The organism is Arthrobacter sp. S2(2024) (assembly GCF_036662515.1).
Taxonomy (GTDB): Bacteria; Actinomycetota; Actinomycetes; order Actinomycetales; family Micrococcaceae; genus Arthrobacter.
The window spans coordinates 510,970-536,196 of the sequence record NZ_JAYKZI010000004.1 but is presented as its reverse complement, the minus strand read 5'-3'; the positions used below and the strand labels follow the sequence as shown (position 1 = coordinate 536,196).

Sequence of the window (25,227 nt, the reverse complement as noted above, 5' to 3'; positions counted from 1 at the left end):
ACGTATGCGGGTGTTTCGACCGACGCTCGCTCACGTATGCGGGTGTTTAGACCGACGCTCGCTCAGATCATGTGAGCGAGGGTTTCGGAATGGGGGCGTCATGCTGCCGGAATAAGTGGGACGGCCATCACCGCCCTGCAATAATCGGAACCAGTTGCCTCGCTTGAGTTGCACGCGGGGCGGTATGCACCTTCGGACGAATCACATCGCAGACGAGGCGGACATGACCAACACTCCCATCCAGCAGGCCACCGACACCACGGCGATTCCACCCGCTACCAACCCCGCCATTGACGAGGACCTGCTTCACCGGCTCGCGGATGCTCACGGCGTCGGGACGTCGTTCCATGGCTGGGATGGGCTGCAGCACGACGTTTCGCCCACCACGTTGATCCAGGTGCTTGGTGCCCTGGGGGTCGCCGCCCATTCCGACGAGCAGATCGAAGCGGCCCTTGCGGACGCGGAAGTGGCGCCGTGGCGGCGGATGCTGCCGCCCGCCGTCGTCGTCCAAGAAGGAACGACGGCGGCTGTCCACGTCCACGTCCGCGACGGTTCGCCGGCCCGCCTGACGATCTCGCTCGAGGACGGAACAGAACTTGCCGCCGTTCAACAGGAGGACTGGGCGCCGCCGCGCGACGTTGATGGAGTGCCCACAGGCCGTGCAACGTTTGAGGTTCCGGCCGGTTTGCCGCTCGGCTGGCATTCGCTCACGGCCGAGTCCGACGGCGTGACGGCGACCGCCGCGCTCGCCGTGGTTCCAGCCTCGTTGCAGACGGCGGCAGGGCTTGAGGAACGACGGGGCTGGGGACTCGCCACGCAACTGTACTCGGTACGCTCGAAGCGCTCATGGGGTATCGGGGATTTCGCGGACCTTGCCGATTTGGCATCGTTGGCCGGCGCGCGCGGGGCCGACTACGTCCTGGTGAACCCACTGCATGCCGCAGATCCGGTGCCTCCCATTCAGGCATCGCCGTACTCTCCCTCCACCAGGCGATTCTTCAACCCCCTCTACATCCGGGTCGAATCCATTCCCGAATTGGCATATGTCAAGCCTCGCAAGCGCGCCACGGTGGACCGGCTGTTGGACCACGTCCACGCGCTCAACAAGGACGCCGAACGACTGGACCGGGACCAGATCTTTGCCGCGAAGCTCGCTGCCTTGGAACTCCTTCACACGGTCAAGCTCTCTCCGGCCCGGCAACGCGCCTTTGAGGAGTTCTGCCGCGAGTCCGGCCCCGGCCTGGACGATTTCGCCCTTTGGTCCGCGATCCGTGAAGACCGGTCGCCGGACGACCCCTTCTGGCAGGACCCCGCGGCCACCCTCGGTTCGCCCAAGGTCGAGTCGATGCGCCAGGCTTTGGCCGACCGGATCGGTTTCCACCGCTGGCTTCAGTGGATCTGCGATGAGCAACTCGAGTCGGCCCAGGTCGCGGCGAAGCGATCCGGCATGCGGTTGGGAGTAGTGCACGATCTCGCCGTCGGGGCGGACTTGAGCAGCGCCGACGCCTGGACCCTGCGCAGCAGCTTCGCACCGGGCGTCAGCGTGGGCGCACCGCCGGACATGTACAACCAGTTGGGCCAGAACTGGAACCAGCCGCCGTGGCACCCGGTCCGTTTGGCAGAGGCGGGCTACGCGCCCTTGCGCGCGATGCTCTCCACCGTCCTTCGCCATGCCGGCGGAATCCGCGTGGACCACATCCTGGGGCTGTTCCGCCTGTGGTGGGTGCCCGCCGGCAACTCGGCCCGCGACGGCGCCTATGTCCGCTACGACCACGAGGCCCTCATCGGCATCCTCGCTTTGGAAGCGCATCGCGCGGGTGCCGTGGTCATCGGCGAAGACCTGGGCGTCTTTGAGCCGTGGGTGCGGGACTACCTTGCCGCCCGCGGCATCCTGGGCACCTCGATCCTCTGGTTCGAGTACGACGGCGACTCGCCGCTCCCGCCCGAACGCTACCGAACGCAGGCCCTCGCCAGCGTCAACACCCACGACCTCCCGCCGACTGCGGGGTACCTCGCCGGCGATCACGTGGAACTCCGCAGCCAACTGGGTTTGCTTGAACGGAGCGTGGCCGAGGAACGGGCCGAGCACGAGGCCAGCCTGGACAAGATGATGGGGTTGCTCCGGGAACGCGGCCTGCTGCCGGCCGACGGAAAGGTGCTTGGCGAGGAACAGGTCATTGAGGCGCTCCATCGCTTGCTGGCCCTCGCGCCATCGGTCCTGCTCGGCGTTGCGTTGGTGGACGCCGTGGGGGAGCGGCGTGTGCAGAACCAACCGGGAACGACGTCGGAGGTCTACCCCAATTGGCAAGTACCGCTGGCCGACGACCACGGCCGCGCGGTGCTGATCGATGACCTTGACGCGAACCCGCGGTTCAACTCCCTGCTGGCGGCAGTGGACGAGGCTGTGCGGGGATAGGCAACGCATCGAGACGTGAGTTCTCGCCTCTTTGTCCCTCCCCACGACGCTCGCTCACCTTTGGGCCTTTTCCCTCGAACGCTCGCTCACCTTGGTGAGCGAGCGTTCCCGATTTTGGCCGCATTTGTGAGCGAGCGTCGCTGTTTTGGCCCGTCAGGGGGCGATGACCAAAACGGTAGGGGAACCCACGTCCACCTGCTCGAGGACATCCCCCGGTATACCCGTGGCAGGGTTCAGTGCAAAGGTTGTGACTTGGTTGGAACGCTCGTGCGCCACATGGAGCCAGCCGTCGCGGACCAGGTGATGGCGGGGCCAGTCTCCCCCGCTGGGCACGTCAGCCACGGGCCGGAGCCGGGTTCCGCTGCCTTCGACAGCCAATACCGAGATCCGGTTGGAACCGCGGATGCCCGTGTAGACGAAGCGATGGTCCGGGGAAAGCGCGATTTCCGCTGCCGCGTCGCCGTCGTCGGCTCCACCGGCTGTCGCAGGGCCGCGACGGTGGAGCGCAAAGCGGCCGTCCGCGCCCGGCAGGAGCACCACCACTTCGATGGAGTACTCGGTCACCACGAAGACTGCGTCGACGGAGGGGTGCTGGACCAAGTGTCGCGGGCCGCTGCCCATCGGGAGCGCGACTTCGTGGTCCTTGAGGAGGCCGGTGTCGGGGAAGTAATTCCACACCCGTACGAGGTCGAAGCCGAGGTCGGTGGTCATGATCCGGCCGTCCTCGAGCATGAGGCTTGCATGGGCGCGACTCACCCGGGGTCCGCCCGTGGCGATGTCGAGGCCGCCTTCGACACCGGCGTGCGGGTCTTTCGCCGGCGGTGCGGCAAAGCGCGAGGTGATGCCGCCGTCGTCGTCGAGCCCGTACAGCAAAACGTTGCCGTCGCCCCAACAGGCGACCACGATGAAACGTGCGGAAGGGTCGACGGCGACGTGGCAGGCCGCAGCTCCGGCTGGCCAGGCCTCGCCGAGCGGCTCGAGGCCGAACAGCCCGGTCCGCCGGTACGCCCGGACCGTCTGCGCGGCCTCGGCCACTGCATAGACCACTGGCAGCGTGGGATGAACGGCAAGGAACGACGGCGACGGCGCTTCGACGGCGGTGCCCAGCCAACTCAGGCTGCCATCTTCGCGCGCGGCGACTGCCCCAATGCCCCATCCGTTCCCGTCGCTGTCCGCGGTGTACGCGCCCGTCCAGATGAGCGTTCCGTCGATGTTCTCTGCCATGCCGTCCTCAGTGTTGGTGAGTGAAACCTGTATCAGTGTCCCTGTACGTCAGAGTCGACACCGGCATCGGCGCCCGCGTCCAAAGTGGCGATCGCGGACAGGTCGTCATGATCCAAAGCGAAGCCGAAAACGTCCAGGTTTTCCTTCATGCGCGCGGGGTTGGCGGACTTCGGGATGGCGACGAGCCCCTCCTGGACGTGCCAGCGCAACACCACCTGACCGGGAGTCTTTCCGTGTTTCTTCCCGATGGCGGCCAGCACCGGGGCATTCAGGAGATCGCGGCCGGCCCCCAACGGACTGTACGATTCCGTGGCGATGCCATGGTTGCCGTTGAAGGCACGCTCATCGATCCGGGTGATGGATGGCGAGATTTGGATTTGGTTGACGGCCGGCACCACCGAGGTTTCCTCGAGGAGCCGCTCAAGGTGCGAGGGCTTGAAGTTGGACACGCCGATCGAACGCACCTTCCCCTCAGCCTGGAGCCGCTCGAATGTCTCCCAGGTGGACACGAATTCATTCCGTTGGGGGAGCGGCCAATGGATCAACAAGAGGTCCACATAGTCCAGCCCGAGGCGCTTGAGGGATCCTTCAAGGCCCTCGACGGCGCGATCGCGGCCCTGGTGGGTGCCGTCCAGTTTGGTGGTGATGAACAGTTCCTCCCGCGGGACCCCGCAGTCCCGCACGCCTTGCCCGACGCCGGCCTCGTTACCGTAGCGGTACGCCGTGTCGACGTGCCGGTAGCCAAGCTCGACGGCGGACACCACCGCCGTGGCGACCTGGGCGTCGTCGAGGGGCCAGGTTCCGAGGCCGATCTGCGGAATGGCATTACCGTCGTTGAGCCTGACAGTCGGAGCAAGTGCCATGGTCCTGTCCTTTCAGTTGCTAGATCGGCCTCCGTGCCCATTGGACCAGTTGATCGCTGAGTTTCATGAAGTCCTGGTCCACGTGCTTGATGCCTGGATGTTCATCATGCCACCGGACGATCTCCCGTGCGCCCGCCGCGAACGGAATTTCTGCCCGATACCAGGGCACCAGCGTTTTGATCTTGGTGTTGTCGAAGACCACGGAGTGGGACCTGTCCCCGAGAAGCCCAGGGCCAAGCTCCGGGGAGTGCGCTGCAATGGTGTCCGAGGCGATGTGCACCAGTTCGGGTTCCGGCACCCCTGCCGCTGTGGCGAAGAGCCGGTATACCTGGTCCCACGGGAGTGCTTCGTCCGAGGTGATGGTGTAGCTTTCACCCACAGCCTGCGGCCGGCCGAGGAGGCCGACGAAAGCGACTGCAAAATCATCCGCGTGCGTGAGGGTCCACAGCGAGGTACCGTCGCCGTGGACTATCACGGGCAGGCCTTCCCGCATCCGATGGATGTCCGTCCAGCCGCCCAGGAGGGCGATCCGCGTGCGGTCGTAGGTGTGCGAAGGCCGGACGATGGTCACGGGGAATCCTTCGTCGCGGTAGGCGCGGACGAGAAAGTCTTCGCACGCGATCTTGTCCTGGGAGTACTTCCAGAACGGGTTCCTGAGCGGGGTCGATTCGAGGATCGGCAAGTGTGCGGGCGGCTTCTGGTAGGCCGAGGCCGAACTGATGAACACGTACTGCCCGGTCCGGCCGCGGAACAGCTCCACCGCGGCGGCCACATGCTCCGGCGTGAAAGAGATGAAGTCCGCGACGACGTCGAACTCGCGGCCGTTCAGCACCTCCGCCACCTCCGCGGGGTTGCGGATATCCGCCTGCAGCAATTCCGTGCCCGGAGGTGCCGGCCTTTCCGAGCTCACTCCGCGATTGAGCACGGTGAGCCGATGACCCAGCGCGACGGCGCGCTCCGCCGCCGCCGCGCTGATGGTCCCGGTCCCGCCGATGAACAGCAGGCGCAACGGTGCCGACGTCACCACCCGTAGTCTTCCGGCGCGGTCCGGTGGCCCGGGAAGATGTCGTCGAGCCGCTTGAGGGCATCGGCGTCGAGGGTGACATCCAAAGCCCTGATGGCGGCGTCCAGCTGCTCCTGCGTGCGCGGACCCACGATCGGCGCGGTTACAGCCGGCTGGTGGAGCAACCAAGCCAAGCCAACGTCGCCGGGCTCGTAGCCAAGGTCGTCGGCGAGGTCCTCGTACTGGCGGATCTGGTCTTCATGCTTCTTCAGGGTCTCCGCCGCGCGGCCCTCAAGGCGACGGACGCCGTCGCGTTCCTTCTTCAGCACCCCGCCCAAGAGCCCGCCGTGAAGCGGCGACCACGGGATGAGCCCGAGGCCGTACTGCTGGGCCGCCGGGATGACTTCCAGTTCGACATTGCGGGTGAGCAGGTTGTAGATGGACTGCTCGCTCACGAGTCCGTTGTAGCTGCGCCGTGCGGCAGCCTCCTGGGCCTGGGCGATGTGCCAGCCAGCGAAGTTGCTGCTCCCGGAATACAGGATCTTGCCCTGCTGGACCGCTACCTCGATGGCCTGCCAGATCTCGTCCCACGGCGTGTTCCGGTCCACGTGGTGGAACTGGTAGACGTCGATGTAGTCGGTCTGCAGGCGCTTGAGGCTGGCGTCCAAGGCGCGCCGGATGTTGAGGGCGGAGAGCTTGGACTCGTTGGGGCGGTCAGTCATGGTTCCGTAGAGCTTGGTGGCGAGGACGACGCGCTCGCGGCGCTCGCCGCCCTTGGCGAACCAGCGGCCCAGGATTTCCTCGGTCCAGCCTCGGTTGTCGTGGCCGCCGTAGACGTTGGCGGTGTCGAAGAAGTTGATGCCGGAGTCGAGTGCGGAATCCATGATGGAGTGCGCTGCGGATTCCTCTGTCTGCGGGCCGAAGTTCATGGTTCCGAGGCACAAGCGGGAGACGCTGAGCCCTGAGCGGCCCAAGTGGGTGTACTGCATGGTTTTGGGTTCCTTACGCTGGTGGTTTCTACATTTGGCTGAAGGATGCGACGGCGGGATCGGCGCCGAGGCGCGTACCGGCGTCGAGCGCGCTGATGGCTGCCAGTTCGTCCGGGGTGAGCTGCAGCGCTGCCGCCGCGAGGTTCTGGCGGATCCGCTCGGGGTGGACGGACTTGGGGATGACGATGTTGCCGGTTCCGAGGTGCCAGGCCAGCACGATCTGTGCGGGGGTGACACCGCGCGTTTCGGTAAGTTCGGCGACCGTTGGCGACCCCAGGTCCGCTCCTTGCCCCAGCGGGCTATACGCCTCTACGGCGATCCCGTGCGAGCGGCTCTTCGCCGCCAGTTCCCGCTGTTGGAAGGTCGGGTGCAGCTCGATCTGGTTGACGGCGGGAACGACGTCGGCGAACTCCAGGAGCGTGTCGAGATGATCCTGCAGGAAGTTGGAGACGCCGATTGCCCTGGCGCCGCCGTCGGCATGGATCTTTTCGAGTGCCTTCCACGCATCCACGAACAGGCCTTGAGACGGGACGGGCCAGTGGATCAGGTAGAGATCGATGACGTCGAGGCCGAGTTCGCGGCAGCTATTGTTGAATGCCGCCGCAGCCCGTCCCTGTTCGCCGTTGCGGAGTTTGGTGGTGATGAAGAGTTCTTCCCGGGCGATGCCGGAAGCCTTGATTGCGGCGCCGACACCGGATTCGTTCCGGTAGGCCGCTGCGGTGTCGATGTGCCGGTAACCGGCCTCCAGAGCGTCCTCCACGGCCTTCTGGGTCTCGGCAGGCGGGACCTGGAAGACGCCGAAGCCGAGCTGGGGGATGGTGACCGAGTTGTTCAGGACGAGCCCGGGAACGGTTGAATTCTGAGCGTTGGACATGTCCGGCCCTTTCGTCACTGGTGGGTGTATTGCCTGACTGGCTTTTTCGAGCCTATGCACTTTCGGCACAACAATCAGCAGTTTTGACGCCCCCTGTTTTTCCTAGGACTCGGAGTCCTACCTTGGCCGTAGAAACAAGCCCTGAGGGAAGGAAGAATAGGCACATGGGTCAAAGTGCCGAGTTCGGAAAGTTCCTCAAAGCCATGCGTGCCCGGATGTCGCCGGAGGACGCCGGTTTGCCGGAAGCGTCCGGCGCGCGCCGCGTTCCCGGGCTGCGCAGGGAAGAGATTGCCCGCTTGGCCGATGTCAGCACGGACTACTACACCCGCCTCGAACAGGGCCGCCATATCCATCCTTCACGGGCGGTCCTCGAATCGGTGTCGCGGGCTCTTCGCTTGGACTCAAGCGAGCACACCCACATGATGGACCTGCTTGAGCACTGCGCGTCGACTGCCAAGGCGCCGACTCCCGCACCACGGGTGCGGCCGGCCTTGCGCCAACTTCTGGACGCCGTGGGCGACGTTCCGGCGCTCCTGCTTGGCCGGCGCAGCGACGTGCTCGGAGCCAATCGCATGGCGGTCTTGCTGTTTGCCGACTTCCCGTCCATGCCTCCCGCCGAGCGGAACCTCACTCGCTGGCTGATCCTGGACCCGCAGGCACGCGAACTGTTCCGGGACTGGAAGACGGTTGCCGCGGAAGCCGCCGGCTCCCTGCGTGCGGATACCGGGCGGCACCCCGACGATCCACAAGCGAACCAGCTCGTGGGCGAACTCGCCGTGAACAGCGAACATTTCCGCCAATGGTGGGCAGGGCATCGAGTGGCCGCACGCTCGTCCGGCACGGTCCGCTTGCACCACCCCACGGTGGGGGACGTGGAACTGAACTTCGAGAATCTGGCGCTGCCGGAGGACCCGGACCAGGTCCTGCGGGTCTATTCAGCGAAGGCGGGTTCGCCGTCGGATGATGCCTTGAAATTGCTGGGCAGCTTTGGTGCGGGAACGGCGTTTGGTGCCGGAACGACGTTTGCTGCCGGAACGGCGCCGGGCGCGGAGTTGTCCGAGCGTCATGCGATGGACGAGAGCTGAGGGAGTTTCAGCCAAAAGTGCTCCACGTCACTGTGCTGCTGCATAGTGAATCAGCGTGATTCTGTCTATGTGCCCATTGGGCGGCTTTTGAATCGCGTTTACGCTGAATCCAGACCTTTTCGCATATCAAGGATGGAATTCAACGATGAAACGCATCGCGCTGCTGAGGGAACGGGCAACCACCGCCGGGTCCGCGGGATCCACGGGCTCGCATTGCCCGGCATCCGGTCAGTGGAGCCCCGAAGGTGAACCCCACGTGGTGCACACGTTCTTCGAAGGCCACGTCTTCCCGGCCCATAACGGTGCGGCAACGGTCTGGCACCGCCAGTACCTGGTAGCCGAGTCCCGATGAGTCCCGAAACCTTGGGGGCGTGGGGCCCAAGCCACTTCACGACGTCGGCGCAACGGCCCGCTGGAGCGGCACTTCGCTTGCCGCCGTCGAAATGGTCGGAGCTCAGCCGCGGCGAAACCGTCTGGATCCACGAGGACAAATGGGGCTTCGACGCCGGCCTTGTGGACGAAGTTTCGTCGGACCACGAATTCCTGTGGATCGAATTTGCCGGCCGCGGCCGGCGACTCCTCTGTGGCGGTGACCCCGTCCAAGTCTGGACCCGCGGGTGAGTCCAGCCTCGCAACTGATGGCCGCCAGCCTTTCCACAGAAAGGCTGGCGGCCGTCGTCGTTTTGGGGTTTTGGGGGCTTCTTAACGCTCCAGGCGGAATCCGAGCTTGATGGTTACCTGCCAGTCGGCAACGGCGCCCTCGCTAAGATGGCCGCGGATTTCCTTGACCTCGAACCAGTCGAGGTTCCGGAGCGTCTGGCTCGCGGCCGCAATCCCGTTCCTGATGGCGGCGTCGACGCCCTCGGACGAAGTTCCAACAATTTCGGAAACGCTATATGTGTGGTCAGCCATTCTTGCTCCTCATGATCGTCCTTGATGCCTGAACTGCGGGCCTGGCAGGCCGTGAAAGCAGACTAGCCGACGCAGGGCCGGCGGACTAGGGGTCTGGTCCCCTCCGACGCTCGCTCACATATACGGCCCTTTCGGCCGACGCTCGCTCACCTATGACGCCAAACGGCGGAACGCTCGCTCACTGATGAGGCCAGGATCATCGGCAGCAAAACTGTGGGTGAGATGGCAGTGGCAGCAGCGTGCAACGCCTCCTCATTTCCCCCGTACCCCCAGAGCGCGAAAAAGGTGGAAATTCCATGCTCAGCGGCTCCCGCGACGTCATAACTTCTGTCGCCGACCATTGCCGGGTTGGAGATATCGATGCCCAGGGAGGCAAGGCGGAGCAGTGCTTCACCGATGACTTCCGCCTTGGTCGCCCGTCTTTCAACGTCCGATGCCCCGCATATGGTGATGAAGTTGCTTTCGATTCCAAAGCGTCGTGCGAGTCGTAGTGCTTGATCTTCCACTTTGGACGTGGCAACAGCCATGGGGATACCGGCTGAGCGTAGTTGCTCCAGCAGTTCTGTGACTCCTTCGTAGAGGCTCGATTGCTCAGCGCCGTGATCCGCGTATGCCTTGCGATAGTGTTGGAGGGCTCTCTGGGCTGTCGCTTCGTCAATCCCGGAGACTGCCCTGAACGATTCGACCATCGGTGGCCCGACAAACCTGAGTAGTTCGTCCGGCCTCGGGACCGGCGCTCCCACGGATTCCAAAGCCCGGGCAGCACTTGAGGTAACACCTCGGGCAGAGTCGATAAGTGTTCCGTCCATGTCGAACAGGACGCAGGTGATGGCGCCGAACGTTGGATGGCTGTGATGCGGAAGTATCATCTTTTCTGGAGCTTTCGGTCGTGGATCGGGTTCTGCTTGGGTTGTGCACAGGGATTTACTTTTTGAAGGGTGGGCATGGACCGCGTGAGTCTCGATCACATAGACCAGAGGATCCTTGCGGAGCTCACCAAAAACGCACGCATTAGTCATGCCGAACTGGCGAGCAAAGTCCTGCTTTCAAGGAATGCTGTGCGCCAGCGCGTCGACCGGATGGAACGGCAAGGATACATCCAGGGATATACGCTGGTTGCTGGCCTACCCGGGCAAGGGTCCGTCTCGGCTTTCCTTATGGTCTACCGGAAGGACCGGGTGCGCGGTTCGGATGTCATTGCTGTTTTGCGGTCCATTCCGGAAGTGGTTTTGTGCGACGTCGTCAGCGGGGACTTTGATCTTCTCGTGAGGCTTGAAGCCCGGTCCTTGGAGAGAATCCAAGAGATCTGGGAGCAGATCGCCGCACTTCCGGGCGTCACGGATACCGTGACGGCCATGACGCTTTCCAGTCTCATCCGGCGTGGCGCAGTGCCGACCGCGTGAGGAGTTGGCGATCAGACCGCTGATATGCGGGTACCCCTGACCGGAAGCGCAGCCGATTCAAGCATCGATTGAGCGGTGGCACGGTCCAGGAGGTTCTTGCCGGTAACGACGTCGAGAATGGGTGATCCGTCCCGCAGGGCTTCCTTGGCGACCGCCGCCGCGGCCGCGTAGCCGATGGCCGGAACCAGTGCCGTTGCAAGGCCCACCGAAGCTGCCGTCTGGCGGGCGAGGCGGTCGGTGTTCGCTTCGATGCCTTCCATGCAGTGTGTGCGGAGAACGCGAGCTCCTTGTTTGAGCCACGAAACGGCTTGAAGCAGGACGTGAGCGATGACAGGTTCGAAGGCATTGAGTTGGAGTTGGCCATTGTCTGCAGCCATCGTTACCGCGGTGTCCGCTCCGGCAACCGCGAAAGCGATCTGATTCATGGTCTCGGGGATGACAGGGTTCACCTTTCCGGGCATGATGGACGACCCCGCTTGACGGGGAGGCAAGGTGATCTCGCCAAAGCCATTCTGCGGTCCGCTGGACAGCAATCGGAGGTCACTGCTGATCTTGGATAGCTTGATTGCGGTCCGTTTGAGCATGCCCGACACGTGCATGAAAACTCCGACGTCGGACGTCGCCTCAACCAGATCGTTGGCAGGAAGGACGTCGACGCCGGAAACTTCGGAGAGTGCCCGCAGCACCAGTTGCTGATAACCCGGTTCGGCGGTAATGCCGGTGCCGATGGCGGTGGCCCCCAGGCTGCATTCGCGCATCAGATCGGTGGACTCCAGGAGCCGGGAGCGATCTTCCTCCAACGTGGCGGCGAAGGCATTGAACTCCTGCCCCAGGGTCATCGGGACAGCATCCTGAAGCTGGGTCCTACCCATCTTCACGACATCGGCAAATTCGGCACCCTTGTTTCTGGCGGTTTCGGCAAGCTTGCCCAATTCCTGGTTGAGTTCCGCGATGGCGAAAATGAGGGCCAGCTTGATGGCGGTTGGATAAGCGTCATTGGTGGATTGGCAACGATTGACATGGTCGATGGGGTGCAGGTGCTGGTAGTCGCCGAGGCGCTGGCCTAGTTTTTCCAGCCCGAGGTTCGCGATCACTTCATTCGCGTTCATATTCGTGCTGGTGCCGGCCCCTCCTTGGATGACGTCAACGCAGAACTGTTCGAGGTGATGCCCTTCCTGGATTTCCCGGCACGATTCGCGGATTGCTGCCGCCTGCCGGGGCGAGAGCACCCCAAGTTCGCAGTTGGCCTGCGCCGCGGCGTTCTTGATCATTGCCAGGGAGCGTACCAAGTGCGGATGCCTGGAGATCGGAATGCCGCTGATGGTGAAGTTTTCCAATGCCCGGGCAGTGTGTGCTCCCCAGTAGGCGTTGGCGGGTACGGGAATGTTCCCGAGCGAATCGGTCTCGATGCGGCTGGTCATGGCTCTATGTCCCGCGGTTCTTGATGCAGACGACTTTGGGCTGGGTCATCTCTTCGTAAGCAAAATGGACGCCTTCCCTGCCGAGGCTTCCGTATTTGGAACCCCCGAACGGCATGCCGTCGAACCGATAGTCCGAGGAATCATTGATCATGACTCCGCCTGCGTCGAGCCGGCGCGCGGCGTCCATGGCGTTGCTCAGGGAGTCCGTGAAAATGCCGGCGTGAAGGCTGAATTCGATGGCATTTGCTACTTCAATGGCTTCTTCGAACGTGTTGAAAGCATGCAGCATGACAACAGGCCCGAACACTTCTTCCCTCCACAGCCTGCTGTCCGCGGGGACCGCTTCCAGCACAGTCGGCTCAAGCACATTGCCTACCGTCACGTTGCCTGCGAGAAGTTCAGCGCCGTCATGGATGGACTCATCGAGCTTGGCTTTGAGTTCGTCTAACGCAGCGGGGCTGATCATCGGCCCGACGTCCGTCCGCTCATCCGATGGATCTCCGGATACCAATCGGGCTGTCGCTTCCAGGAAGCGCTGGCGGAAATCGGCGTACAACGGTCTGGCTACAAGGATTCGCTGCACCCCCACGCAGTTCTGGCCAGCGGCCCAGAACGCTCCGGAGACGCAGGATTCCACGGCGTCGTCAATGTCAGCATCGCTCAGGATGATGACAGGTGCGTTTCCGCCCAGGTCCATGGAAAGCTTCTTCAGGCCGGCGGTGCGGGCAATGCTTTCCCCAGTGGCGAACCCGCCGGTAAAGGACACCATTCTCACATCCCGGGACCGGATGATGGTTTCGGCCATCTCCCGATCCCCGTGAACAACAGTCAGGACTTCAGGCGAAAGCCCAGCATCCACGAGGGCGTCCGCGAGGAGTTGGGCCGACAGGGGAGTCAGGGCGGAGGGCTTGAGGACCACTGCGTTGCCTCCGGCAATGGCCGGACCGATCTTGTGCGCCACGAGATTGAGGGGGTCGTTGAAGGGCGTGATCGCTGCAATGATGCCAAGCGGTTCGCGCGAGTACCATCCGGTCCGGTCTTCCGAGCCCTCGTATGAGTCAAAGGGAATGACCTCTCCGGCGTTCCGGCGCGCTTCGGCCGCGGACAGGCGAAGGGTATTGACGGCTCGCAATACTTCCTTTCGGGCCTGGCGGATGGTCTTGCCTGACTCGGCAACAATGGTCCGGGCGAACTCTTCGCTTCGCCGTTCGATGTCGGTGGCAGCAGTGTCGAGGATTTTCCCCCGGGTGTTGCGGGACAGTGCCCGTGCTTTTCGCGCGCCGGCCCGGGCCACTTCGAGCACGGCGTCGGCGGCACAAGCGTCGGTCAGGGGGACCGTGCCGACGATCCTGCCATCGTAGGGGCTGGTCACTTCACGGAATCGTGGCAGCACCATTTCCGTGGCGCAGAGTGTGGACTCAGACATGTGCGGCCGCCCCTGTCTTTGCTGAGTGGATGGCGATGATGTCTGAGAGCAAGGCGTAGGCGGTCTCCACGCGACCTGCTCCAGGTCCCGATACGGTAACCGGGCCAAGTAGATCGGTATCGAAGGAGACGGCGTTCGTAGCGCCCGAAACGCCGGCAAGTCCGTGGTCAAGGGGCACCGCGACCGGGGCTACACCTGCGGTGACGGTCCCGTCAGGATTCCGCCGTGCCGAACCGACGAGCTTCCAGCGGCGTCCGTTCCGGGATGCCGTTCGGACATCTTCCGCCGTGACCGTCGAGATCCCTTGCCGCCGGACGTCCTTGAGTTCGATGTCCGCGTCAAGCAGTTCGTTGGCGAGGATGAGGACCTTGAGCTGGACATCGTAGCCCTCGATGTCTGCTGCTGGGTTCGCCTCGGCGTAACCGAGTTCCTGTGCCTCGCTGACGGCAGCTTCGAAGTCCAGGCCGGCTTCCATCCGACCGAGCACGTAATTGCTGGTTCCGTTGAGAATGCCTTCGAAACCATTCAACCGGAGTCCTGAAAACATCTTCTTCGCCAAACGGATCACCGGCGTGCCACTCATGACGGCTCCTTCGTATTCGAAGTAGACGCCATTTTGCGCGGCCAGGGAATTCAGTTCGGCCCCACGGAGGGCAACCGGTCCTTTGTTCGTGGTGCAGACGCTCTTGCCCGATTCGAGGGCCCACCGCACATGGGAGACCGCAGGTTCGCCGTCGTCGGGGTTTGTGAAGGTGGCTTCGCAGATGATGTCTGCTGTGCACGAGCGGATGACCGACTCATTGTTGGTGTCCGCGGATCCCCCGTGTTCGGCGAAGGTTTCGCTCCCGCCGCCAAGGCCCAGGGCCATGGAGAGGTCGATACCATCAGGCTGGACCAGGGATCCGAGGCGAAGGTCGGTGATTGCCACGACCCGGAGGCCAAAGCCCAGCCCGGAACGAAGTGCCTCATTGCGTGTTGCGATCAGTTCGGCCAGGGTCCTGTTGACGCCGCCAAAGCCGATCAGGGCAATGTCATAGGTGGTCATGCTGCTCCTTCAGTCAGTTACATCGGTCCTCCAATATTGACCGGATTCCATGTCAGCCAGGGCATGTGATTCCGGCCGAAGAATAGGGCGAATCGACCATCCGCATGGCGATTCGACATCAGCGCCCGCAAGTAACATGCGTGCAACATATGCATGCCCAAATGTTTTTAATGACCAATTCGACTACGCTGTGTTATCTTCATCACCATCCCCTTGCGCACCTCCGGCAATCCGGATCACCCCTCGACCCCCGAGGTATCACGCGCATTCTTCGCACCGATTCGACCACCAACCTGACCACCGACCCCGGAGGCACCATGGAATCCTCATTACCCGTCGCGCTAGAACCACAGCTCTCATCCCCTCCGTCGTCTGAATCCGGGCTACGCCGGTCCATGGGGCCCAGGCACCTCGTCATGATCGCCATGGGCGGGGTGATCGGCTCCGGACTTTTCTTGAGTTCCGGCTACACGATCTCCCAGGCCGGACCGCTCGGCGCGGTCATCGCCTACCTGATTGGCTCCTTCGTGGTCTACCTGGTAATGGCATGCCTTGGCGAACTTGCCATCGCGTACCCGGTCTCGGGAGCCTTCCACATCTACGCATCGCGGTCGATCGGACCAGCCACGGGATTCACCACGGCGTGGCTCTACTGGCTTTGCTGGGCCGTGGCCATCGGCTCGGAATTCACAGCGGCCGGCCTCCTCATGCAGCGATGGTTTCCAAACATCGACGTGTGGGTCTGGTGTGTCATCTTTGCCGCCGTTCTTTTCGGCCTCAACGCCGTCTCTTCGCGGTTCTTCGGAGAGTCGGAGTTCTGGTTCGCGATCATCAAGGTCGGAGCCATCATCGTCCTGATCGTGCTCGGGGGTGCCGCACTATTTGGTTTCCACCCATTGAGCGAGACCGGCAACCATCCCTTCCTCCTCGAGAACTTCAACACCACCGGGGGTCTCTTCCCCAACGGATTCACTGGCGTTCTGGTCACCGCGCTTGCAGTGTTCTATGCCTTCTCCGGTTCCGAGCTCATCGGCGTAGCGGCAGGCGAAACCGCGGATCCTGCCAAGAGCATTCCGAAGGCCATGCGCAGTACCGTCGTCCGCTTGCTGATCTTCTTCGTCGGGGCCATCGCGGTCATCGCCGCCACCATCCCGTTTGATCAGGTCGGCCTGGACCAGAGCCCGTTCGTGACGGTCTTTTCCTCCATCGGCATCCCGTTTGCCGCCGACGCCATGAATTTCGTCATCATCACCGCGCTCCTTTCCGCCGGCAACAGCGGTCTCTTCTCGTGCGCCCGCATGCTGTACTCTCTCTCGGACGAAGGACATGCCCCTCGCGTGTTGCGAAAGCTGACCCGCCGCGGCATCCCTATGGTTGCGCTCTCCGTGAGCATGGTGGGTGGCCTGGCATCGCTCATCAGCAGCGTGGTTGCGCCCGAGACGGTGTACTTGGCCCTTGTGTCCGTCGCAGGGTTCGCCGTCGTCGGCGTGTGGATGTCCATCGCCGCATCGCATTTCTTCCACAGGCGGACTTTCGTCAAGAATGGCGGCAACGTCGCCGCCCTTCCCTATAAGGCCCCGCTGTTTCCCCTAGTTCCGATCCTGGCGTTCTCGCTCTGCTTCATTTCGTTGATCGGTATCGCGTTTGACCCGAACCAGGTAGCCGCCCTCTACTTCGGGGTCCCCTTCGTAGGAGCCTGCTACGCCTTGTTCTATCTCAAGTACGGACGCAAGGCGCGCACGGCCGCGCCGTCTTTGCTGGATCGCTGACCATCGTTCACCCAGCTCTCGGCCGGGGACTGCTGTCCCTGGCCGAGGGCTGTCCGACGGATGGTCAGCCATCCGAGGCTTCAGCTGGCCGGGATCATGACCCACTCCCCCAAAGATGACAACCGCCATATCGATAGCTATCCTGCCCGCACCAAAGTCGGGTATGGCCTCGCCCACACGCTGGACCGGGACTCAAAGTTGGCAGCGGTGACCGCAGGATACGGCGACGGCTACCGCCGCGCGCTGGCCCGTGGAGGCCATGTGCTCGTCCGTGGCCGGCGTGTCGCCATCGTCGACCTTGTTTCGATGAATTCCATGGTTGTTGACGTAACCGACATCGCTGACGCCGCTCCGGGCGACGAAGTTGTGCTGTTCGGAAAGCAAGGAGCCGAAGAAATCACCGTTGAGGAGATAGAGGCGGCGAACTCGGCAATCCTCGCCGATCTCTACACCGCGTGGGCAGGAGGAAGCCGCGTTCCGGTCAACGGGGACGTGTGAGAATAGGGCCTGATGAAGCTCGGAAGGAGCATTGACAATGGATTCTTCCTCGGAAGCGTCGTCCATGGCACAAGGACTTCGTATTGTGCGCTTGGTCGCGGACCGGGAGAAGTGGGGCCGGCGGCTCCTCGGCGTCTCCCAGCTCGCCTCCGAGCTGGACATGGAGCAAAGCCGCGTATCCCGGCTGACCCAGGAATTGTGTGATCTGGGACTTCTCGAAAGGGTCGAACGCGGTCCGTTCCGGACAGGCCCGCAATTTTTCGGCCTCGCGGCGTCGCTTAATACTGGCTGGGTTCGCCAATCAAGAACCGAGTTGGAGGCGCTGGTGGCCACGCTTGGCCTCCGATCCAGGGTTTCTGTCCGCGAGGGCTTCCGGGTAATTCTCCTGCGCGCATCTAGCAATGACGCGCTCCCTGGCAGCTTCGTCAAACCTGGAATGGTGACGCCGACATGGTGCACGGGATCAGGCCGGGCACTCTTGTGGGATCACGAGCAGGCCGCGATTCAGGATCTCCTCAAGGACGCCAACTTCATCGGTGTCGGCGGTCCGGGCGCGGCCCACTCGACCGAGGAGGTCTGCGAGCTGATGGACAGGGACCGGAACCGGGGCTTCATAGTGGCGGCCGAAGAATTCGAACATGGCGTCTACGAATTGGCCGTTCCTGTCCGTGACCCGGAAGGAGCGATTCTTGCTTCACTTAGTGTTCTGGGCAACCGGCCCCAGATCGAGCCCAGGGCCGGGAAAATCGCGAAGGTTCTCACGGAAGCCGCCGCGCGGCTCGGATCATGCGGTCGCAGTACTCGGGACAATACGGGAGGAAGGGGCCTTGCGAGCTAGGCCAGCGCCTGCGGCAGTCCCTGACCCATCGTCGATTCGAGCCACTTTCCCCACGACACGAGAGCCGAGGCGCAGAGTTCCCGCCGCGCTGCCAGCCGTGTCTTAGGACCCACGACCTGCAGGGCAGCCACCACTTCGCGTTTGAAATCCCGTACGGGAACGGCTAGGGAATACAAGCCTGGTTCTGCTTCCTCATCCACGATGGAATACCCCCGCCCCCTAGCCTCATGCAGCCGCGTCAGGAAGTCCTCGACATTGACCGGAGTATTGGGGCCGTGGCGAACAAATGCAGAGGACGCGAAAACGGTTCGGACCTCGGCGTCGGACGCCTCCCACAACAATGCCTGGCCGGCGTCGCTGCAGTAGGCCGGGTAAGGCCGGCCCAACCACGAACCGACCATGTTGCTGCTCGCCGGAATACGCTCACCGACCGTCACCGTGCTGTCACCGCTCAGCACTCCGAGAAAGCATCCTTCGTTCGTTTCGCCGGCAAGGCCCTCCAGGGCAGTGATCCCGTCCGTCTGCAGCCGTTGTTCGGTCAAAAGCTGGGCGTCGGTAAAGAGTGACCAGTTCAGGTTGTAGGACCGCCGCTCGGCGCGTTCCAGGAACCCTTCTTGTTCCGCGACTCGCAGGCTCCGCGAGACCTGGCTGCGATCCTTGCCTAAATCGGCTGCAATATCGGCGACCGTGCCGCCGGCGAGGCCTTCGGCGTTACGGGAGCCGACTGCAAGGACAGCCATGATTCCCCGTCCCATGCTGGATGTCTTAGGCATGGATCTGATTCTAGCCACCGGACGGGCGTGACTCAGTGGATAGCAAACACCCGGGCGGGAAAGCCGCTGCCCTCAAGGGGTTTTGGCCACGTCGCAACCAGGGCGGCACCCTTTTCCGGAAGACCATCCAGGTTCGCCAATAGCTCGATCTGCCAACGGTTCTGTCCCAGCACGTATGTCTCCAGGCTAAAGTCCTTGCGGGAAGTGGCCAGCCCCGGGTCCGTGTCTGTCTGTTCATGACCTACAGCCGCAATCGACCGTCGTTCAATCAGGAAGGTGAGGGCCTCCTGCGACCAGCCCGGACTGTGACTGATGCCTTCGTCGTCCCTGTTCGCCATGGCGTCGGCATCGGGCCAACGTCGGCTCCAGCCGGTCCGCAGTGCCACAAAGCTACCCGTCGGGACAGTGCCGTTTCGGGTTTCCCATGCGTGGATGTCCGCCACCGTGGGGGTGGCATCGGGATCAGCCTTGACCCGTTCTGAAATGTCCAGGATGACCAGCGGAAGGATCATGTCCCCTACCGGGATCTGATCCAAAGACCGGCCGCCGCGGATGAAATGTGAGGGGGGATCAACGTGTGTTCCCCATTGCCCGATGATCGAATAGCGGTGCGCGGTGAATCCGTCGCCATTCTCCAGATCGAACACGGCTTCCCTGATCTCGTCGGGGAAAGCGGGGAAGTGCGGTTGGCCTGGGTGGAATGCATGCGTCAAGTCGGCGAACGTCCTGCCCGCTATGAGGGGCTGGAGCCCGTCCCAAAAATCCGTCGTGGCGTTGTCGGTCATGATGCGACCCCGCTCTCGCGGGCCTCTGCCAGTGCGGTGGATGAGACGCTCACGACGCCGGATAGCTCTATGACAGGGACTTCCCAAGGGTGGATCTCCACAAGGTGACGCATGAACCGATCCACCCGCTCGTCGTCCAGGGCGGCGTCGAAGTACGTCGTGAAGACAAAGGTCGGCGAAATGGTCCGCTGGCCCACTTGCCCCAAGGTGGGGTTGGCGCCTTCAGCCACGGTGAATCCTTCGAATCCCACGCCGGACTCGAAAACGTGCCTGTAGTTTCCAAAGTCCCCCAACTCCGGGGAGTCCGCCAAGGCCTGAAGCAGTGCCGTAATGCCGTGGTCATTCCGGAACGCACCGGCCTCGCCCTCAGCGAGCCCAGCGAAAGTCTCGGACGCGATAGGCCAATGTACGCGCAGCTTGCGCACTGATTTCATTTCTATCTTCAAGGGGTCCTCTTCCCTGCGCTTGGCGCCGATTGCTTGACTGCCATGGTGGCATAACTTGCCTGATCATTACAAGCATTTTCAAATGCTCATAATGACCAATATAGTGAGAGGGTGGTCACGCTGGACCATCTCGTCCCCACATAGGCACGAATGAAGATCAACTGCTTGGAGCCCCGAACGATGCCCAGTAAGATCACGCTGTCCCGCATGCTCGACGCCGGCTCGAAGCTGACGCTGGACGGCGCACTCGCCACTGAGCTCGAGGCGCGGGGCTGCAATCTGGAGGACCCACTTTGGTCGGCCAAGGTGCTTCTGGAACAACCGCAGCTGATCAAGCAAGTGCACCGCGACTATTTCGATGCAGGAGCCACGGTAGCCATCACTGCGAGCTACCAGGCCACGCCGCGAGGCTTCAGGCAGCGCGGCATCGGCGAAGCGGAAGCCTTGGGGCTGGTGGCATTGAGCGTACGCCTGGCCGACAACGCGAGGCGCGAATACTTGGCTGAAAACCCGGAAGCGGGACCCCTTCTGATTGCCGGATCAGTAGGCCCTTATGGCGCCTACCTCGCTGACGGTTCGGAATACCGCGGGGACTACACCCTCAGCCGGATCGAGTTCATGGAATTCCACAGGCCCCGGATCGCGGCGCTGGTGGAGGCGGGAGTGGACCTGCTGGCATGTGAGACGTTGCCTTCGGTTTCGGAGACGAAGGCACTGTTGGCACTCGTAGAAGAGTTCAACGTCGAAGCATGGTTCTCCTTCACGCTACGGGACGGGGAGCACATCAGCGACGGCACAACGCTGGCCAACGTCGCAAGGCTCTGTGCAACGCAGCCGCGCGTCGTCGCGATCGGCGTAAATTGCGTGCCTCTGGAACTGGTCTCTCCGTCGCTTCGAGCCCTCCGCAAAGTCACCTCAATCCCGTTGATCGCGTATCCGAATTCCGGCGAAAGCTATGACGCTCTAACCAAGACCTGGACGCCCGGCCCGGCCGTGGGCGGTGCTGATGGCAAGCAACCTGCAAGCATTGCGGAAGGAGCCGGCATCTGGCAAGAACTTGGCGCTCGGCTTATTGGAGGGTGCTGCAGGACGACACCGCAGGTTATTGCTGGGATCGGTCGATATATGTGAGCGGGCGTCCGCCCGCGACCGTTGATATGTGAGCGAGGGTCCGCCCGCGACCGTTGATATGTGAGCGAGGGTCCGCCCGCGACCGTTGATATGTGAGCGAGGGTCCGCCCGCGACCGTTGATATGTGAGCGGGCGTCCGAGAACTCAGTCGGGCGTCCCAAGGAGCCGGGCCTGCCTAGGCCTCCAGGACGTATGTCCTGAGATCGTCGAGGGTCTGCTGCATGTGCGCGTCCATGGCCTCGCGGGCGCGGGGAGCGTCGCCGGCTTCGAGGGCTTTGAGGATGGCCCGGTGATGTCCGATCGCGTGCCGCTGGATATCGGGGATTTGCGAGGTCTGGGTGCGCCGGGTTTCCAGGACGCGGTGCAGGGGTTCGAAGAGCACAGCGACGAAGACGTTGCCGGAGGCGTGGAGGATGACATCGTGGAAGCCCAGGTCCGCCTCGACGAACGCGCTCACATCGTTGGAATCGTGGGCCTTCTGCATGGCGGACACGTGAACCTGCAGCTGGTCGATTTCTTCGGGGGAGACCCGTGAGGCGGCCAGTTCGCAGGCACCGGTCTCGAGCATGCGGCGCAGCTCGATGAGCTGGACGGCCGCTGCGGCGTCGTTCTTTCCTTCCGAAGCCGCTCGCAGCACAGCTTCGAGGGAAGCCCAGCGGTTCAGTGGGTTGACGAAAGTCCCCCGGCCGCGCTCCACGCTCAGGATTCTCTGGGCCTCGAGGGTCTTCATGGCCTCGCGGACCGTCATGCGGCTGACTTCATGCTTGGCGCTCAGTTCGAGTTCGCCGGGAACCACTGTGCCCGGCGGAAATTCGCCCGCGACGATGCGGTCCAGCAGCTCGTCAGCGACGACGCCGACCAGCGACTTGCGTGCCATGGTGCTCCGTTCCTAGATGTCTGACATCTTACGCCGGCGGTTGCCGGCTTTCGTTCCAAAACGCGCCGAGCGCCACGGCGCAAGCATGCGGCTGCTCCCAATGGACGCTGTGCCCGGCGTCGGGTATTGCCACGAGCTTCCGCAGCGGGCTGGCTGCCACGAAGGCTTCCGCTTGGTCCAGCGAACGTAATCGGTCCCCGACGCCGGCAATCACCAGCGTCGGTGCGGTCACCTTTTCGGGGACATCGGCAGCCACTCCGGCCATCGCCGCGAGGCCGCTGGGGCCAAGGACCTCGAAAGGCAGCTCAAATCCTCGGCTCAGCAAGCGATTGTCCTCCGGCGACAACGCCCCGAACCAGGCCTTCACGCACTTGGCGCGCGTCGCGTCGTCAATGAGGCCTTGCCGTAGCTGGGATTCGAGCATCGATTTGAAGCCTTCGTTCGGCGGGGCCGGAACCATGCCGATCAGGGCCACGCTGGCCACGAGCCCCGGGTGCCGCGCGGCCAGTGTCAGCGCCACGCTTCCGCCCATCGAGTGGCCCGCAATGTGGACCGGTGCCGCGTTCCTGGCAGCAACGGCAGCGACGGAATCGGCAGCTGATTCCAGAGTCCACTGGAAGCCCGGAGGCAACATGTCCCCGCGGTGATACCCAGGCAAATCGACGATCCAGACTGTTTGTCCGGCGTCGAGCAACTCGGTGGCGAGTGGCTCCCAATAGGCGGACGTCGACGCCCAGCCGTGCAGCAACAGGACGGGAGGTTGGGGCGGAAAGTCCGCCTTAACGGCGGCCGCCGGGAGGCGCATGTCCACGTGTAATGCCGCGACGGCGGGAGGCTCTTGAAGCATGCGCCAAGCATAGTGACGACTGACACTTGCACAGCCGAAAGCGGGTGTGTCACACTAGCATTCAAATATTAGATGTCTGACATCTTACATTTACCTTCAAAACCACGATGGAGTGCACAGTGACCCTTGAAGCCGATGTCCTGGCTGCCTTCCCGGCTGAAGTCCAGATCCCCGCTCAGCTGGTTGCCGACGCCGTAGCAGCGTCTTCCGCAACCTCGCCCCGCATCCTGGTAGTCCTCGACGACGACCCCACCGGCACCCAGTCGGTCGCCAACCTGCCGGTCCTCACCCGCTGGGAGGTCGCCGATTTCACGTGGGCGTTCGCCCACATCGCGGAAAGCCGGTCTCAGCCCGCGGTCTACGTGCTGACCAACACGCGCAGCCTGGACCCGGTTGAGGCCGCTGCCCGCAACGAGGAAATCGTGCGGAACGCGCTCGCCGCCGCCGGCTCCCAGCTGCGCTTGGGATTCGTCAGCCGCTCCGACTCCACCCTCCGTGGCCACTACCCGCTGGAACCGGACGTCATTGCCGCCATTGTCGCGGACGTGACCGGCGCGGCGACCGACGGCGTCGTGATCGTCCCGGCGTTTCCCGACGCCGGGCGGGTCACCGTTGGCGGCGTGCACTACACGCGTGGCACCGGGCACGACGCCGGCAAGCTCACCCCGGTTGCCGAGACCGAGTTCGCCAAGGATGCGAGCTTCGGCTTCGCCAACTCGGAGATGGCCAGGTATGTGGAGGAGAAGTCGCAGGGCCGGTTCCAGGCAAGCGATGTGATCGTCCTGGACCTGAACATCATCCGTGCCGGGGCCTCAGCCCAGGACCCTGCCATTTCCGCCAAGGCCATTGCAGACGCGATCGAACCCGCCACGAACTCCACGCCGATCGTCGCGGACATCGTCACCGAGAATGACTTCCGGGCACTGGCCCTCGGGCTTGAAGAAGCCGAACACCGCGGCAAGAAGCTGCTCTACCGTGTGGGTCCGCCCTTCGTCCGCGGCCGCATCGGCCAGGAAATCCGTGAGGCGCTCAGCGGCGAGGAAGCCTACGAAGGCAACACTCCCTCCACAGCCGGTGGCCTCATCGTTGTTGGTTCGCACGTCGGCGTCACCACGCGCCAGCTCAATGCCCTGACGGCCCAGCACGGCGCCGCCCGGATCATCGAGATCGACGTCGAGAAACTGCTCGCTAGCGGCGCGGAGGCCTACTTGGACGAGACGGTCGCCGCCGTCGTCATTGCCCTCCGCAATGGAGACGTCATCGTCCACACGAGCCGCCTGCTCATCAAGACGGACGACGCCGCGGCGAGCCTGAAGATTGCCCGCACCGTCTCTGCCGCCGTCGTCGCGATCGTGAACCGGACGCTCAAGACCTTCCCGCCGCGCTTCGTCATCGCAAAGGGCGGCATCACGTCCTCGGACGTGGCCGCGCACGGCCTGGAAATCCGCCACGCGATAGTCCGCGGCCCCATGTTGCCCGGCATCGTCTCGCTGTGGGAGCCGGTGGACGGGCCCGCGAAGGGCATCCCGTACATCGTCTTCGCCGGCAACGTGGGCGACGACGAATCCCTGACTCAAGTCACGCGCAAGCTCAGCAACACCTTCTAGCCGACCCTCTTCCTAACGCAACCCCCGCATTCAATGGAGACCACCATGACCAGCAATTACACCGTCGCCGTCCTCGGCCTGGGCGCCATGGGCCTGCCGATGGCTACCCGCCTGGCGACCCAGCTCACCGTCCACGGCTTCGATATCGCCGAGCCGCGCCTGAAGCTCGCCGCCGACGCCGGGATCCGCACCTTCGCCTCGGCCCGCGAAGCCTCGGAAGGCGCCGACGCCCTGCTCCTTGCGGTGCGCAACGGCGAACAGCTCGACGCCGTCCTCTTCGGCGAGAACGGCGTCGCTCCCGTGCTCAAGCCGGGCGCTGTCGTGATCCTCGGTAGCACAGTCGGTACCGAGGCTATTCCGGCTACCGTGGCCCGCCTGGCCGAATACGGCGTCGAACTCGTGGACGCGCCGCTCTCCGGCGGCCCGAAGCGTGCCGGCGAAGGCGACCTCCTGATCGTGGTTGGCGCGACGCCGGCGGCCCAGGAAAAGGCCCGCCCCGCGCTCGAACTGCTGGCCTCCACGCTCACCGTTGTTGGCGACAAGCCCGGCGACGGCCAGGCCCTCAAGACCGTCAATCAGCTCTTGTGCGGCGTGCACATCGCCGCTGCAGCCGAAGCCATGGCACTCGCGGACGCCCTCGGACTCGACCAGGCGAAGACCCTCGCGGCGCTGGAAGCAGGTGCCGCTGGCTCCTTCATGCTGTCCAACCGCGGCCCACGCATCCTCGAGGCTTACACCGAGGATGGCGCCGAGGTCCTCAGCCGTCTGGACATCTTCGTGAAGGACATGGGCATCGTCGGCAAGGCGACGCGTGCCGCCGGCCTCGCCGCCCCGGTCGCCGCCGCTGCCGAACAGCTCTACCTCCTCGGCCAGGCCCAGGGCCTCGCCGCCGCCGACGACTCCGCAGTCATCAAGGTCGTCGCGCCCACGAGGCGCACTGTCTAGCAAAGCACCCCAAAGAAACGTGCGACGACGGCGGTCCCCCCTCCTCCCCC

26 protein-coding genes are annotated in these 25,227 nt (G+C 63.7%); 11 read left to right on the top strand and 15 right to left on the bottom strand.

The annotated features are described in order from the left end of the window. The first annotated feature begins 223 nt into the window (after window positions 1-223). Window positions 224-2,416, top strand: coding sequence for a 4-alpha-glucanotransferase (gene malQ / locus VLA65_RS11945; RefSeq protein WP_332602618.1), 2,193 nt, complete (start codon window positions 224-226; stop codon window positions 2,414-2,416). Window positions 2,417-2,569: 153 nt separating this feature from the next. Here malQ and VLA65_RS11940 read toward each other — a convergent pair whose 3' ends face one another. Genes VLA65_RS11940 through VLA65_RS11920 form a run of 5 tightly spaced genes read right to left on the bottom strand, consistent with a single transcriptional unit; the run spans window position 2,570 to window position 7,369 of the window. After that, window positions 2,570-3,640 (bottom strand): lactonase family protein, encoded by a 1,071-nt coding sequence (locus VLA65_RS11940; protein ID WP_306964222.1) that lies wholly within the window; start codon window positions 3,638-3,640, stop codon window positions 2,570-2,572. A 32-nt stretch (window positions 3,641-3,672) separates the two neighbouring features. Continuing rightward, a complete protein-coding gene (locus VLA65_RS11935) occupies window positions 3,673-4,503 on the bottom strand; it encodes an aldo/keto reductase (RefSeq protein ID WP_059388362.1) in 831 nt (276 codons plus the stop codon). Between the two features lie 19 nt (window positions 4,504-4,522). Continuing rightward, window positions 4,523-5,527 (bottom strand): SDR family oxidoreductase, encoded by a 1,005-nt coding sequence (locus tag VLA65_RS11930; protein ID WP_332602617.1) that lies wholly within the window; start codon window positions 5,525-5,527, stop codon window positions 4,523-4,525. Continuing rightward, on the bottom strand, window positions 5,524-6,495 hold the full coding sequence (locus VLA65_RS11925; protein ID WP_332602616.1) for an aldo/keto reductase: 972 nt from the start codon (window positions 6,493-6,495) through the stop codon (window positions 5,524-5,526). Before VLA65_RS11925 ends, VLA65_RS11930 begins: the two co-directional genes overlap by 4 nt. Window positions 6,496-6,523: 28 nt before the next feature. Next, window positions 6,524-7,369, bottom strand: coding sequence for an aldo/keto reductase (locus VLA65_RS11920; protein WP_332602615.1), 846 nt, complete (start codon window positions 7,367-7,369; stop codon window positions 6,524-6,526). 164 nt (window positions 7,370-7,533) lie between these two features. Here VLA65_RS11920 and VLA65_RS11915 point away from each other — a divergent pair, with 164 nt between their 5' ends. From VLA65_RS11915 to VLA65_RS11905, 3 genes are all read left to right on the top strand, one after another. Beyond that, window positions 7,534-8,454: a helix-turn-helix transcriptional regulator gene (locus VLA65_RS11915; RefSeq protein WP_332602614.1), complete on the top strand. Its 921-nt coding sequence runs from the start codon at window positions 7,534-7,536 to the stop codon at window positions 8,452-8,454. A 145-nt stretch (window positions 8,455-8,599) separates the two neighbouring features. Next, the gene (locus tag VLA65_RS11910) at window positions 8,600-8,806 is read left to right on the top strand and encodes a hypothetical protein (protein ID WP_332602613.1); all 207 of its coding nucleotides are present in this window, start codon (window positions 8,600-8,602) and stop codon (window positions 8,804-8,806) included. After that, window positions 8,803-9,075, top strand: a complete 273-nt coding sequence (locus VLA65_RS11905) for a hypothetical protein (RefSeq protein WP_059388368.1) — start codon at window positions 8,803-8,805, stop codon at window positions 9,073-9,075. The genes VLA65_RS11910 and VLA65_RS11905 overlap by 4 nt, the downstream gene beginning before the upstream one ends. Before the next feature lie 81 nt (window positions 9,076-9,156). On the opposite strand, the gene VLA65_RS11900 is transcribed toward VLA65_RS11905, so the two are convergent. Further along, entirely contained in the window at window positions 9,157-9,366 is a 210-nt protein-coding gene (locus VLA65_RS11900; RefSeq protein ID WP_059388369.1) for a dodecin, read from the bottom strand. A 146-nt stretch (window positions 9,367-9,512) separates the two neighbouring features. Then, the gene (locus VLA65_RS11895) at window positions 9,513-10,235 is read right to left on the bottom strand and encodes an HAD hydrolase-like protein (protein WP_332602612.1); all 723 of its coding nucleotides are present in this window, start codon (window positions 10,233-10,235) and stop codon (window positions 9,513-9,515) included. Window positions 10,236-10,310: 75 nt separating this feature from the next. On the opposite strand from VLA65_RS11895, the gene VLA65_RS11890 reads away from it, so the two are divergent. Beyond that, a complete protein-coding gene (locus tag VLA65_RS11890) occupies window positions 10,311-10,769 on the top strand; it encodes an Lrp/AsnC family transcriptional regulator (protein ID WP_059388371.1) in 459 nt (152 codons plus the stop codon). Window positions 10,770-10,780: 11 nt separating this feature from the next. Here VLA65_RS11890 and VLA65_RS11885 read toward each other — a convergent pair whose 3' ends face one another. The 3 genes from VLA65_RS11885 to VLA65_RS11875 are packed head-to-tail and all read right to left on the bottom strand — an operon-like array spanning window position 10,781 to window position 14,661. Then, window positions 10,781-12,190: an aspartate ammonia-lyase gene (locus VLA65_RS11885; RefSeq protein WP_332602611.1), complete on the bottom strand. Its 1,410-nt coding sequence runs from the start codon at window positions 12,188-12,190 to the stop codon at window positions 10,781-10,783. A gap of 4 nt (window positions 12,191-12,194) precedes the next feature. Continuing rightward, window positions 12,195-13,616, bottom strand: a complete 1,422-nt coding sequence (locus VLA65_RS11880) for an aldehyde dehydrogenase family protein (protein WP_332602610.1) — start codon at window positions 13,614-13,616, stop codon at window positions 12,195-12,197. After that, entirely contained in the window at window positions 13,609-14,661 is a 1,053-nt protein-coding gene (locus VLA65_RS11875; protein ID WP_332602609.1) for a homoserine dehydrogenase, read from the bottom strand. Before VLA65_RS11875 ends, VLA65_RS11880 begins: the two co-directional genes overlap by 8 nt. Before the next feature lie 317 nt (window positions 14,662-14,978). Between VLA65_RS11875 and VLA65_RS11870 the strand changes: the two genes are divergently transcribed. The 3 genes from VLA65_RS11870 (at window position 14,979) to VLA65_RS11860 (ending at window position 17,766) form a co-directional block, all read left to right on the top strand. After that, window positions 14,979-16,430, top strand: a complete 1,452-nt coding sequence (locus tag VLA65_RS11870) for an amino acid permease (RefSeq protein WP_332602608.1) — start codon at window positions 14,979-14,981, stop codon at window positions 16,428-16,430. Between the two features lie 96 nt (window positions 16,431-16,526). Next, the gene (locus VLA65_RS11865; protein WP_332602607.1) at window positions 16,527-16,928 is read left to right on the top strand and encodes an alanine racemase C-terminal domain-containing protein; all 402 of its coding nucleotides are present in this window, start codon (window positions 16,527-16,529) and stop codon (window positions 16,926-16,928) included. Window positions 16,929-16,965: 37 nt separating this feature from the next. Further along, entirely contained in the window at window positions 16,966-17,766 is an 801-nt protein-coding gene (locus VLA65_RS11860) for an IclR family transcriptional regulator (protein WP_059388377.1), read from the top strand. Here VLA65_RS11860 and VLA65_RS11855 read toward each other — a convergent pair. The 3 genes from VLA65_RS11855 to VLA65_RS11845 are packed head-to-tail and all read right to left on the bottom strand — an operon-like array spanning window position 17,763 to window position 19,758. Beyond that, the gene (locus VLA65_RS11855) at window positions 17,763-18,539 is read right to left on the bottom strand and encodes an IclR family transcriptional regulator (RefSeq protein ID WP_059388378.1); all 777 of its coding nucleotides are present in this window, start codon (window positions 18,537-18,539) and stop codon (window positions 17,763-17,765) included. The two genes, VLA65_RS11860 and VLA65_RS11855, sit on opposite strands and share 4 nt — an antisense overlap. 32 nt (window positions 18,540-18,571) lie before the next feature. Then, window positions 18,572-19,324, bottom strand: coding sequence for a cyclase family protein (locus VLA65_RS11850; RefSeq protein ID WP_332602606.1), 753 nt, complete (start codon window positions 19,322-19,324; stop codon window positions 18,572-18,574). Next, window positions 19,321-19,758, bottom strand: a complete 438-nt coding sequence (locus VLA65_RS11845; RefSeq protein ID WP_306972647.1) for a hypothetical protein — start codon at window positions 19,756-19,758, stop codon at window positions 19,321-19,323. Before VLA65_RS11845 ends, VLA65_RS11850 begins: the two co-directional genes overlap by 4 nt. A gap of 192 nt (window positions 19,759-19,950) precedes the next feature. On the opposite strand from VLA65_RS11845, the gene mmuM reads away from it, so the two are divergent. After that, window positions 19,951-20,901 (top strand): homocysteine S-methyltransferase, encoded by a 951-nt coding sequence (mmuM, locus tag VLA65_RS11840; RefSeq protein WP_332602605.1) that lies wholly within the window; start codon window positions 19,951-19,953, stop codon window positions 20,899-20,901. Window positions 20,902-21,076: 175 nt separating this feature from the next. On the opposite strand, the gene VLA65_RS11835 is transcribed toward mmuM, so the two are convergent. Then, window positions 21,077-21,778, bottom strand: coding sequence for a FadR/GntR family transcriptional regulator (locus VLA65_RS11835; protein ID WP_059388380.1), 702 nt, complete (start codon window positions 21,776-21,778; stop codon window positions 21,077-21,079). Between the two features lie 28 nt (window positions 21,779-21,806). Further along, complete coding sequence (locus tag VLA65_RS11830) at window positions 21,807-22,625, bottom strand: alpha/beta fold hydrolase (RefSeq protein WP_332602604.1); 819 nt, start codon at window positions 22,623-22,625, stop codon at window positions 21,807-21,809. Window positions 22,626-22,744: 119 nt separating this feature from the next. Here VLA65_RS11830 and VLA65_RS11825 point away from each other — a divergent pair, with 119 nt between their 5' ends. Both VLA65_RS11825 and VLA65_RS11820 read left to right on the top strand, forming a co-directional pair. Further along, entirely contained in the window at window positions 22,745-24,232 is a 1,488-nt protein-coding gene (locus VLA65_RS11825; protein ID WP_332602603.1) for a four-carbon acid sugar kinase family protein, read from the top strand. Between the two features lie 45 nt (window positions 24,233-24,277). Next, window positions 24,278-25,177 (top strand): NAD(P)-dependent oxidoreductase, encoded by a 900-nt coding sequence (locus VLA65_RS11820; RefSeq protein ID WP_307053838.1) that lies wholly within the window; start codon window positions 24,278-24,280, stop codon window positions 25,175-25,177. The last annotated feature ends 50 nt before the right edge of the window (window positions 25,178-25,227 follow it).